Genomic DNA, 10,262 nt, shown 5'->3' with positions numbered 1-10,262 from the left:
CGCCGGCCGCGCAGTTGGTCGGCGCGCGCGCGACGGCGCCAGCATGGCCCGGAAGAATCCGCGTCGCATCGCAACTCCGTCCAGAGGCCGCCTTGTCCACTATGAGCGCTCGCCAACCCGCCTCGGCCGCTGCAGGCCTGTGGTTCCTCGTCGCCGCCACCGGGTTGGCCATCTTTGCGAGCTACATCGCCGTGTCCTATGGCGTCGCGGCGCTGGGCGGCAGGCCCGGCCAGTCCAAATGGGTGGCCGGCGATGGCCTGGGCAATGCGATGCTGAGCCTGCATCTGCTGCTGGCGCTGCTGATGACGGCGGGCGGCGTGCTGCAGCTGATCCCGGCGCTGCGGCGGCGCCTGCCGGCCGTGCACCGCGGCGTGGGCCGCGTCTTCATGATGGGCGCGCTGCTGGGCAGCGGCAGCGGGCTGTACCTGCTGTGGGTGCGCGGCACCGTGGGCGACCTGAGCCAGCACCTGGGCATGAGCCTGAATGCCCTGCTCATCATCGGCTTCGCGCTGCTGGCCTGGCGCGCGGCGCGCGTGCGCGACTTCGCCACGCACCGGCGCTGGGCGCTGCGCCTCTTTCTCGCGGCGAACGGCGTGTGGTTCTTCCGTGTGGGGTTGATGCTGTGGCTGATGGTGTTTCGCCGGCCGGTCGGGTTCGACCCCGCCAGCTTCACCGGCCCCTTCCTGACCGTGCTGGCCTTCGCGCAGTTCCTGCTGCCGCTGGCCGTGCTGGAGATCTACCTGCGCTCGCGCGGCTGGGCCGTGGCGGTCTTGCTGGGCATTGCCAGCCTGGCGACGGCGGGTGGCGTTCTCGGCGCGACGATGGGGATGTGGCTGCCGCGCTTGTGAACCTGCGGCGGGCGCGGCCCTGGCTGCGACAATTCGCGTCCCATGCTGAAGTTCGACCTCCTCAAGACCGAAGGCCGCGCCCGCCGCGGCACGCTCACGCTCAACCACGGCGTCGTGCAGACGCCCATCTTCATGCCCGTGGGCACCTACGGCACGGTCAAGGGCGTCACGCCGCGTTCGCTCAACGAGATGGGCGCGCAGATCATCCTGGGCAACACCTTCCACCTGTGGATGCGGCCGGGCCTGGACGTGGTCAAGCAGTTCGGCGGCCTGCACCGCTTCGAGAGCTGGAACAAGCCCATCCTGACCGACTCCGGCGGCTTCCAGGTCTGGTCGCTGGGCGCCATGCGCAAGATCAGCGAGGAAGGCGTCAAGTTCGCGTCGCCGGTCAACGGCGACAAACTGCTGCTGACGCCCGAGGTCAGCATGCAGATCCAGACGACGCTGAACTCCGACATCGTCATGCAGTTCGACGAGTGCACGCCCTACGAGAGCAAGGGCGTGCTGACGACCGAGCGCGAGGCGAAACAGTCGATGGAGCTGAGCCTGCGCTGGGCCAAGCGCTGCATCGCCGAGTTCGACCGGCTGGAGAACCCCAACGCGCTGTTCGGCATCGTGCAGGGTGGCATGTACACCAACCTGCGCGACGCGTCGCTGGCGGGCCTGGCCGAACTGGACCTGCCGGGCTATGCCATCGGTGGCCTGTCCGTGGGCGAGCCCAAGGCGGAGATGCAGCGCGTCCTGGAACACACGGGCCACCAGCTGCCGGCCAACAAGCCGCGCTACCTGATGGGCGTGGGCACGCCGGAAGACCTGGTGGAAGGCGTCAGCCAGGGCATCGACATGTTCGACTGCGTGATGCCCACCCGCAACGCGCGCAACGGCCATCTGTTCACGCGCTTCGGCGACCTGCGGCTGCGCAACGCGCGCTACAAGGCGGACGAGAAGCCGGTGGACGAGACTTGTGCCTGCGAATGCTGCACGGGATTCAGCCGTGCCTACCTGCACCATCTGGACCGCTGCGGCGAGATGCTGGGCCCCATGTTGACCAGTGTGCACAACCTGCACTACTACTTGAACCTGATGCAGGAGATCCGCGACGCGCTGGATGCGGGTCGCTTCGAGGCCTGGCGGGCGCAGTTCCATGCGGATCGGGCGCGCGGCATCTAGGGCTTGTTGATGGCCGCGACGGCCCCAACATGACGGCATGCTGAGACTGCTGCTCGCCCCGTTGCGCTGGCTTCTCCGGGTCGTCCTTGCGCTGCTCATCCTCTTTGAGGAATGGGGCTGGGAGCCGCTGCGGCGCGTATTCGCGCTGATCGCGAAGCTGCCGGTGATCCGGCAGGTCGAGACCCTGCTCAAGCGCCTGCCACCGCGCTGGGCCTTCGTCGTGCTGGTGCTGCCCAGCCTGCTCATCTTGCCCATCAAGCTGCTGGCCGTTTGGCTCGTGGCCAGCGGACGCGTGGCGCTGGGCGTTGGCGTCATCGTCGCGGCCAAGGTGGGCGGCACTGCCTTGCTGGCCTGGCTGTTCCAGCTGATCCAGCCAGCGCTGATGCAACTGGCTTGGTTCGCCCGCCTCTATGGACGCTGGACGGCCTGGAAGGCCGAGCTGCTGGCCTGGGTGCGCGCCAGCGGCGTGTGGCGCGCGGCGCGGGCCATCAAGCTGCGCGTGAAGCGCCTTTTCAGGCGCGCACGAGCGGCGCCGCCCCAGCCCTGAACTGGAGCCGCCGCTCGCGCTGGGCATCGATCTCGGCGCGGATCAGGGCCAGCTCGGCCTGGCGTTCGTCACGATAGAAGAGGTTGTAGGCCTCGAAGGGGATGAGCCGGCCATCGGGACGCGCGATGTGGATGCAGCTCTTCTTCAGCGCGCGGATGTCCAGCGACTGCGCATCCATGAACTGCACGATGAGGACACGGAAGACGTCGCGGTAGCTCAGGCGCGGTGCGTCGATTCTGGGCAGGCAGCACAGCAGCTCGGACAGGCAATTGGACTGGCTCTCGGGGGAGTGGTTGGTCGAGAACAGCTTGAAGACCTGGGACTTGAACGTCGGGTCGCCCTCGAAGACGATGGTGCTGCGGTCACCGGACAGCAGCGTGGCGGCATCCAGATAGCGCGTGAGTGGCACCAGGCCCTCCGGGCCGCGCAGCGCGTAGGCCATGGCAAGCGTGTCCGGGTTGCAGGGCACCGGCAGCACGTCGGCCAGGGTGAAGACGCCACTTTGCTCTGCGATGCGGCGGCGCAGTTCGCTGACGGTGAGGCGATGTCGCGCGGCGTCATAGGCTTCGACGCGGCCGGCATTCTGGATGGGCTGCAGCGTCACGCCCCGCACGCAGCCGTAGCGCTGCCCGTGGCGGATCACGTCGCCGATCTCGTCGTCGTTGACGCCGCGCTTGACGGTCATGACCAGGGTTGTCGACAGGCCCAGAGCATCCAGCTTTGCCAGCGCCGCCTCGTGCGGGCCTCGCAGGTCGGCGCCGCGCAGGTCCATCAGCGCCTCGCGCCGCAGCGAGTCGAACTGCAGGTAGACCTCCAGTCCCGGCGCGTAGCCTGCCAGACGCTCGGCGAAGGCCGCGTCCTGGGCGATGCGCAACCCATTGGTGTTCACCATCAAGTGCTTGATGGGACGTTCCTTTGCGGCGTCGAGGATGTCGAAGAACTGCGGATGCAGCGTTGGCTCGCCGCCGGAGATCTGCACGACATCAGCCTCTCCCTCGCTGGCGACGATGGCGTCCAGCATCGCGACGACCTCCATCAGCGAGCGGTGCGTGAGCCGCTCCGGCCCCGAAGCCGCGTAACAGGTGGGGCAGCGCAGATTGCAATGGTCGCTGATCTCAACGATGGACAGGCAGCTGTGCTGCATGTGGTCGGGGCACAGGCCGCAGTCGTAGGGGCAGCCGTACTGCATCGGTGTCGCGAAGCGCTGAGGCATCTCGGGCGGCTTCACGAACACCTCGCGGCACTGGCGGTACCAGGCGGCGTCGTCGCTGACGATCACGCGCTCGGTGCCGTGGGCGGGGCACCACTTGTCCATGAAGACATGGTCGTCCTTGATGACGATCTTGGCCTCGACATGGCGCAGGCAGGTTGTGCAGACCGACTGCGTCGTGTCGTAGAACAGATAGGGGCGGTTCTTGCGGTTCATGGCGTGACAGGGGCCGGTTGGTGCCAGGCGCGCGCGACGAACGGCGCGTACACGGCGAGCGCGACAAGGCAGGTCCACTGGATGCCGGACAGACCCAGCGGCCAGGCCACCGGCACCGGCTTGAGGAACTCGACGAGGAAGCGCCACAGCAGGTAGCTGCTCAGGAACAGCTTGAACGCGCAGCCCGGTGTGGCGAAGCGGGCGCGGTGCAGCGCGACGCCCAAGAGCAGCACGATGGCGATTTCGTAGAGCTGCGTCGGGTGGCGCGCCTGGCCGTCGCCGAAGTCCACGCCCCATGGGGCTGTGGTCGGCAGGCCGTAGGTGTCGTCGTGCAGTCCGGCGAGGAAGCAGCCGGCGCGGCCGATCGCCAGACCGACGGCGATGGGCAGCACCATCGCGTCGCCGGTGCTGCGCGTCTGGCCAGTGAGCTTCTTGGCCAGCTCCACGCCGATGAGGCCACCCAGCAGGCCGCCGACGATGCTTTGGCCCGGCAGGATGAGCGGGCCACCCTGCCAGATGGCCAGCGCCACATCGGGCCGTTCGATGAGGAAGACGAGTTTGTTGCCGAGGGCGGCGCCCAGCAGCAGGCCCACCACCACGCCGAAGTTGCCCCGTGCCAGGACGCCGCCGCGCTGCTGCTGCCCGAGCGTGCGGCGCCACATCGCCGCGCCCAGTGCCATGCCGGCCCAGGCGAAGGCGCTGTGCACCCATGCCGCGGTGGTGGTGTCGGCGATCAAACGTTGTCGCGCCGGCTGTACTTGTAGAGGGCGCGGCCACAGACCCAAGCCAGGCCGCCACCGATGAGCAGGCTGGGTACGGCGATGACCAGCGCTGCACCGGCATATGTGCCGGCTTGGGGGGACAGCAGATCGGGCAAGGACATGACCGTGAAGGCTGCGCCACACAGACCTGCCAGCCCGAACCCCAACGTGCCTATCGCCAGGAAGGCGATCGCGATAAAGCGCCAGAACTTGGAATCGGTGTCGCTCATGACAGGGCATCCTCCAGTCGGAATTGAGTCATTGAATGCCAGCTCTTGGCGCCGCAAGCCTCGACCATGACGATGCTGGCGATCAGGCAGGGCACGGAAAAGGCCGGCAGCACCCCCAGGGCACCTTGATCTTGCAACGGCGCGGGTCTGGAGATCAACGTGACGTCGCTGCCGCGCAGTCTGATGGTGCCGAAACCCAGCGCGGACATCATCAGCCCGAGGACCGGCAGTGCGCGCGTCGGGGGCACGCCGGAGCTCATACCGTCGGTGCGCTCAAGAGGCGAGCCACGCGTTCACGCAGGGCATCCGGCGTCACGTCGGCGGTTCTCATCGGCTCGTTCACCGTCAGGCTGACCCGGCTCCAGAGCCCGCGCCGCAACGGCTTGACCATGGCCTGGCCGCCCTCCACGCGCGAGAAGAAGCTGCCCCACAAATTGCCCAATGCCATCGGGATAACGGGCACGTCCGGCAGACCCTCCACCAGTTTCATGACGCCGCCCTTGAAGGGCTGCAGCTCGCCGTCGCGGGTGATGCCCCCCTCGGGGAAGATGCAGACCATCTCACCGTCCTCCAGCACCGCGCGGGCGGTGGCAAATGCAGCTTCGTAGGTGGCCGGGTCGGACTTCTGCGGGGCAATCGGGATGGCCTTGGCCAACCTGAACATCCAGCCCAGCACCGGGATGCGGAAGATCTGGTGGTCCATGAGGAAACGGATGGGGCGCGGGCTGGCGGCCATCAGCAGCACGGCGTCGACGAAGGACACGTGGTTGCAGACCAGAACGGCTGGGCCGCTCGTCGGCAGGCGATCGTCGTGAACGATTCGGAAGCGGTAGACCAGGCGCGTCAGCACGAAGGCGATGAAACGCAGCAGGTACTCGGGCACGATGAGGAAGATGTAGGCCGCAACGATGGCGTTGGCGATACCGACCGCGAGGAACACCTCTGGGATCGTCAGGCCCGCGCTCAGCATGGCGCCCGCGATGATGGAGCTGGCGATCATGAAGATCGCGTTCAGGATGTTGTTGGCCGCGATGATGCGGGCACGGTGCGTGGGTTGGGCGCGCAGCTGGATCAGTGCGTACATCGGCACGCTGTAGAGGCCGGCAAACAGGGCCAGCAGCGTCAGGTCGGCCAGCACGCGCCAGTGCGCCGCCACGCCGAGGAAAGCCCCCACGCTGTAGGGCTCGGCCGCGGGCAGGCCGGAGGCGGCGAAGTAGAGGTCGATGGCGAATACGCTCATGCCCAGGGCGCCCAGCGGCACCAGGCCGATCTCGACGTGGCGCTTGGACAGCATCTCGCACAGCAGCGAGCCGATGCCAATGCCGATGGAGAACACCGCCAGCAGGAGCGACGCCACCTGCGGGCTGCCGTGCAGCACCTCCTTGGCGAAGGCCGGAAAGTTGCTGAGGAACACCGCGCCGAAGAACCACATCCACGAGATGCCTAGCAGTGAGCGGAATACGGCCAACCCTTCATGGGCCAGCTTGAGATTGCGCCAAGTCTCGGTGAAGGGGTTCCAGTTGATGACGAGATGTGGGTCGGTCGACGGGCTGGCGGGAATGGCCTGTGCGGTCGCACGGCCCAGGATGGCCAGGCCCAAGCAGGCCCAGGCCACGTGTTGCGGGCCGACGACCGGCGTGTCCACCAGCACGCCCCCCAGCAGTTGGCCCAGCAAGATGGCAACGAAGGTGCCCATCTCCACCATGCCGTTGCCGCCGGTCAGCTCCCGTTCGCTCAGCTGCTGCGGCAGGTAGGCGTACTTGACCGGACCGAACAGCGTCGAGTGCAGCCCCATCAGGAACACGCAGGCAAGCAGCGCCGGCACGTGGGCCGCATAGAAGCCCCAGGCCGCAATGGCCATGATGGCGATCTCCAGGCTCTTAACGAGCTGCATCAGTCGCGCCTTGTCATGCTTGTCGGCGAGCTGGCCACTGGTGGCCGAGAACAGCACGTAGGGCAGGATGAAAAGCGCACCGATGACCAGGCCCGCATGGCTGGGCGGCAGCCAGTCCAGCTGCAGCTGGTAGGTGATCATCAGCGTGAACGCGAACTTGAAGACGTTGTCGTTGGCGGCGCCGAGGAACTGCGTCCAGAAGAACGGGGCGAAGCGGCGTTGGCCGAGCAGGGCGAACTGGTTGGGATGCTCTGTGCTCATTGCTGGACGAATTGAGTAGGTTGCGCGAGGCCTGCGCGCGGCAGCCAGGCAAACATCGAGTCCACGGTGACCGTGTCGATGTGACTCGCAAAGCGGCGCGCACTCGGATGATCGTCGAAGGCAATGTTGGCGCGGGTCATCCGTCCTCCCAGGCGGGTCAGCGTGGACAGATGCAAGTCGGTGGGCTGGTAGCCCTGGACCTGCAACCAGTCCTGCGCGGCGCGTCGGCTGATGATGCCGGGCGCGGCGGCGCCGGCCAGCGTCTCCAGCACCCACTGGTTGCTTTGCTGGTACTTGGTGCCGAAGGCATAGGCCACCATGCTGTAGCGGCGCTCGTTGAATTGCGCGACGCGGCCGTTGTCCGTCAGCACGGGCAGCAGCGCCTGCTGCAGCTCGGGCTTGAGCACCACGAACGCGGCGTCGTAGCGGTAGGGGCGGTCCATGAAGAACTCGCCCAGGCCCTGGCGATAGAGCGCGGCGAGGTCACTGCCACAGTGGTTGAGCTTGTGCACCACGCGCCAAGCCGCGGGTTGCTGGTTCGTGTCCCGGTAGACGAAGCCGAGGTGCGACCAGCGCAGCCCGTACTTGCTCAGGTCCTGTCCCGCACGAGCGAGGATGGCGACCTGGGCACCGCTGGCATCCAACTGGCGGGCGGTGGCCTGCGCGAGATTCAGTCCTTGTTCGATCTCTCGCGGCGTCGGCTGCCTGTCGTCGCAGGGACGGCCTGCCTGGGCCGCCGTGGCGATGGCCAGGGCCGCGATGACGACGGCCAGCTTCAACGGCTCACCTGCTCGTTGTAGAGCAGCGCCTTGCCGATTTCGTTGGGGATGAAGGCGATGACCTCGCCGGCGGCGGAGATGAGCGTACCGGCGCCGATGACCGACACCGTGACGGCCGCGCCGGTGGACACGACGAGGCCCGCGGCCAGTTTGCCGGTGGTCTTGATGCTGATGCGCGCGCCGTCCGAGGCACGCTCCAGCACCCAGACCGTGGCGCCCCCGACCACCTCGACGCTGACGACCACCAGCGTGACACCCGCCGACAGGATGCCCACGGGCAGGGCGCTCAGTGCGACGCCGGCGGCACTGACCGCGCCGACCGACAGCGCCACCGGCGCGATCGACAGTGCGGCGCTGGCCTCGGACGGGTTGTCGTGCGCCAGGGCCGACAGGCTCAGCGCCAGGCACAGGCCGGTGGCGGCAATCATGCGTTTCATCAAGTGCTCCTTCGGGTTACGGGGCGTCAATGCCGGCCTGCATCGCGGCCTCGCGGCGCCCCTGCAGGCGGGCTTCGAGCAGGTCCGTCTCGTGGGCGTCACGCAGCATCTTGGCCAGCGTGAAGACATTGGAGATCAGGTAGAGCCAGCAGACGAGCAGGTAGGCCTTCCACACCGGCTGCACGTCCATGCGCCACAGGCCCCACGCCGTCAGCCCCATCGCGAGGGCGAAGCCGGCCCAGACGACGATGCGCCACATCGGCGTGTCGACGGGACGGTCCTGGTTGTCGCGGATGAACTTGGCCAACGCAAAGGCGGTTGACAGGCAGAACACATAGCCCATGACCATGAAGGCGCGATCCAAGTCCTGACCAGGCAACCAGGCCAGCCCCGAGCCGCACAGCATCAGGCTGAGGCCGAACGAGACCCAGACCTGAAGGCGCCACGCGCTGGTATCGCGGCGGACGTGCGAGGCAGAAGCCATGTCAACTCCCTGTTTGCTTGTGGAATGGGCGCGATGTTGCGCGATGCCGGGGCAGCCGTGTTCGGGAATAGTTCCTAGACGCATGGCAAGCGCCGGGAAGTAGCGTTTCATGCGCCCGTGGGCCGCTGGAAGTGAGGGCGGGTCGCGAAAACCGCCGCCGACAGGCGGGCGCCGCGCCATCGGGCCAGGCGCTTCAGAGCCAAGTCGAACAGCAGCGGGTTGTGCTCGCGCAGGGCCTGCAGCGGTGTCACGTCGGCAGCGTCCAGCAGACCGGCACGAACGAGCGCTGGCAACCGCACGGCGGCGGGAATGCCGGGCAGCGGATAGTCCGAACCGTGCATCAGGCGCGTCTGCCAGTCCTCGCGCGTCAGTAGGGTGCGAGCGACCTCGGGCCTGCGGTTGGTCTGCAGCACGACGGAGATGTCGCCCGTCAGGTGTGCGCCCCAGCCCTCGTCCATCAGCCGCGCGAACAGCGAGAACGCGGGAACCTCGCGGGGCCGCACGCGGTCCAGGTCCAGCGCCTTTCCCAAAGACGCGCAATGCGCGACGACGACGCGAACGCCGCGTTCGAGCGCGGCTCGCACCAGCAGCGGGTTGCCCAGCAGGTCGCGGCCGGCGCCGGGTACGGCGCGTTCCTCGCCGCAATGCACGATGACGGGCAGGCGGGCCGCAGCCAAGCGGTCGTAGAAGGGCCGCAGCCGCGCGTCGCGCAGGTCGATATTCATGCTGGACGGCAGCCACTTCAGCGCCACGGCGCCGCCAGCCAGGGCGGCATCCAGCCGGGCCAGCGCGTCGGGCCGGTAGGGGTGCACGGAAGCGACCCAGGCGAAGCGCTGTGGCGTCTCGGTGGCGATGCGGGCCGCGTAGGCGTCGGGCACGTGAAAGGTCGTGTGGGCAGCGTGAGCGCGGCCGGCGTCGTCGCAGGCCTGGTCGAAGGCGAACAGCATCCAGCGAGCACCTGCCGGGAAATCATCGGCCAAGGCCCGCAGCCGTTGCACATAGGCGCGGTCGACGCTGGGCGCGTTCGGCGGCACGCAGGCGGCGCCGAGGATGACGCGCTTGCGCAGCATCTCGACAGGATGCCACCACTGGCCGAGCTGGGCGTTCACTGTGCAGCCTGAGCCCGAGTCCCCGGTGCCCAGCAGGTGGGTATGCACGTCCCAGAGCTGGGTTGCGTCCAGGCCCGCCAAGGCCCGCTCGACGAGGGGCCTCAGAGCTTCTGGAAGGCCGTCGCGGCAGGGGGTGAGCAGGCCGGCGCGGGCTGGGCCGGAGAGCGCCGTGAAGAGGCCGGCGGCCGCGCCGCAGCACAGCAGGTGGCGTCGGTAGAGCATGTTGACGGGGTAGGAAGTGGCGAGGGCCGCGAGCTTCGTGGCGAGTCGGCCCGCCGCCTCCGTTTTTGTCGACGCGGTGCGACCCGCGCACCCG

At 68.1% G+C, this 10,262-nt stretch carries 12 protein-coding genes; 3 read left to right on the top strand and 9 right to left on the bottom strand.

Features of this window, described 5'->3' with window-relative positions:
* Positions 1-101: 101 nt before the first annotated feature.
* The 3 genes from VGF12_RS16065 to VGF12_RS16055 are packed head-to-tail and all read left to right on the top strand — an operon-like array spanning position 102 to position 2,565.
* Positions 102-848 carry a DUF2306 domain-containing protein gene (locus tag VGF12_RS16065; RefSeq protein WP_331177053.1) on the top strand — a complete coding sequence of 249 codons (747 nt, stop codon included), beginning with the start codon at positions 102-104 and terminating at the stop codon, positions 846-848.
* Positions 849-890: 42 nt separating this feature from the next.
* On the top strand, positions 891-2,018 hold the full coding sequence (tgt, locus tag VGF12_RS16060; protein ID WP_331177052.1) for a tRNA guanosine(34) transglycosylase Tgt: 1,128 nt from the start codon (positions 891-893) through the stop codon (positions 2,016-2,018).
* 37 nt (positions 2,019-2,055) lie between these two features.
* The gene (locus tag VGF12_RS16055) at positions 2,056-2,565 is read left to right on the top strand and encodes a hypothetical protein (protein ID WP_331177051.1); all 510 of its coding nucleotides are present in this window, start codon (positions 2,056-2,058) and stop codon (positions 2,563-2,565) included.
* Here the strand turns inward: VGF12_RS16055 and VGF12_RS16050 are convergent.
* From VGF12_RS16050 to VGF12_RS16010, 9 genes are all read right to left on the bottom strand, one after another.
* Positions 2,531-3,991 carry a radical SAM protein gene (locus tag VGF12_RS16050; RefSeq protein ID WP_331177050.1) on the bottom strand — a complete coding sequence of 487 codons (1,461 nt, stop codon included), beginning with the start codon at positions 3,989-3,991 and terminating at the stop codon, positions 2,531-2,533. The two genes, VGF12_RS16055 and VGF12_RS16050, sit on opposite strands and share 35 nt — an antisense overlap.
* The gene (locus VGF12_RS16045) at positions 3,988-4,728 is read right to left on the bottom strand and encodes a prolipoprotein diacylglyceryl transferase (RefSeq protein WP_331177049.1); all 741 of its coding nucleotides are present in this window, start codon (positions 4,726-4,728) and stop codon (positions 3,988-3,990) included. The genes VGF12_RS16050 and VGF12_RS16045 overlap by 4 nt, the downstream gene beginning before the upstream one ends.
* Complete coding sequence (locus VGF12_RS16040; protein ID WP_331177048.1) at positions 4,725-4,982, bottom strand: hypothetical protein; 258 nt, start codon at positions 4,980-4,982, stop codon at positions 4,725-4,727. Before VGF12_RS16040 ends, VGF12_RS16045 begins: the two co-directional genes overlap by 4 nt.
* A complete protein-coding gene (locus tag VGF12_RS16035; RefSeq protein WP_331177047.1) occupies positions 4,979-5,230 on the bottom strand; it encodes a hypothetical protein in 252 nt (83 codons plus the stop codon). Before VGF12_RS16035 ends, VGF12_RS16040 begins: the two co-directional genes overlap by 4 nt.
* A gap of 8 nt (positions 5,231-5,238) precedes the next feature.
* Complete coding sequence (locus VGF12_RS16030; RefSeq protein WP_331177046.1) at positions 5,239-7,137, bottom strand: MFS transporter; 1,899 nt, start codon at positions 7,135-7,137, stop codon at positions 5,239-5,241.
* Positions 7,134-7,916 carry a DUF2145 domain-containing protein gene (locus VGF12_RS16025; protein ID WP_331177045.1) on the bottom strand — a complete coding sequence of 261 codons (783 nt, stop codon included), beginning with the start codon at positions 7,914-7,916 and terminating at the stop codon, positions 7,134-7,136. The genes VGF12_RS16030 and VGF12_RS16025 overlap by 4 nt, the downstream gene beginning before the upstream one ends.
* Positions 7,913-8,353 carry a hypothetical protein gene (locus VGF12_RS16020; protein WP_331177044.1) on the bottom strand — a complete coding sequence of 147 codons (441 nt, stop codon included), beginning with the start codon at positions 8,351-8,353 and terminating at the stop codon, positions 7,913-7,915. The genes VGF12_RS16025 and VGF12_RS16020 overlap by 4 nt, the downstream gene beginning before the upstream one ends.
* Positions 8,354-8,369: 16 nt before the next feature.
* Positions 8,370-8,837 (bottom strand): YiaA/YiaB family inner membrane protein, encoded by a 468-nt coding sequence (locus VGF12_RS16015; protein WP_331177043.1) that lies wholly within the window; start codon positions 8,835-8,837, stop codon positions 8,370-8,372.
* A 107-nt stretch (positions 8,838-8,944) separates the two neighbouring features.
* Positions 8,945-10,168 carry an amidohydrolase family protein gene (locus tag VGF12_RS16010; RefSeq protein ID WP_331177042.1) on the bottom strand — a complete coding sequence of 408 codons (1,224 nt, stop codon included), beginning with the start codon at positions 10,166-10,168 and terminating at the stop codon, positions 8,945-8,947.
* Positions 10,169-10,262 lie beyond the last annotated feature (94 nt).

The sequence above is a fragment of the Roseateles sp. genome (assembly GCF_036404855.1).
In the GTDB taxonomy this organism is placed as follows: Bacteria; Pseudomonadota; Gammaproteobacteria; order Burkholderiales; family Burkholderiaceae_C; genus Pelomonas.
The sequence above is the reverse complement of the archived record's forward strand: the minus strand, read 5'-3'. Positions and strand labels throughout refer to the sequence as shown.

Coding starts and splice junctions, on each gene's coding strand:
- VGF12_RS16065 (WP_331177053.1), top strand. CDS start 102: ATGAGCGCTCGCCAACCCGCCTCGGCCGCTGCAGGCCTGTGGTTCCTC.
- tgt (WP_331177052.1), top strand. CDS start 891: ATGCTGAAGTTCGACCTCCTCAAGACCGAAGGCCGCGCCCGCCGCGGC.
- VGF12_RS16055 (WP_331177051.1), top strand. CDS start 2,056: ATGCTGAGACTGCTGCTCGCCCCGTTGCGCTGGCTTCTCCGGGTCGTC.
- VGF12_RS16050 (WP_331177050.1), bottom strand. CDS start 3,991: ATGAACCGCAAGAACCGCCCCTATCTGTTCTACGACACGACGCAGTCG.
- VGF12_RS16040 (WP_331177048.1), bottom strand. CDS start 4,982: ATGAGCGACACCGATTCCAAGTTCTGGCGCTTTATCGCGATCGCCTTC.
- VGF12_RS16030 (WP_331177046.1), bottom strand. CDS start 7,137: ATGAGCACAGAGCATCCCAACCAGTTCGCCCTGCTCGGCCAACGCCGC.
- VGF12_RS16020 (WP_331177044.1), bottom strand. CDS start 8,353: ATGAAACGCATGATTGCCGCCACCGGCCTGTGCCTGGCGCTGAGCCTG.
- VGF12_RS16015 (WP_331177043.1), bottom strand. CDS start 8,837: ATGGCTTCTGCCTCGCACGTCCGCCGCGATACCAGCGCGTGGCGCCTT.
- VGF12_RS16010 (WP_331177042.1), bottom strand. CDS start 10,168: ATGCTCTACCGACGCCACCTGCTGTGCTGCGGCGCGGCCGCCGGCCTC.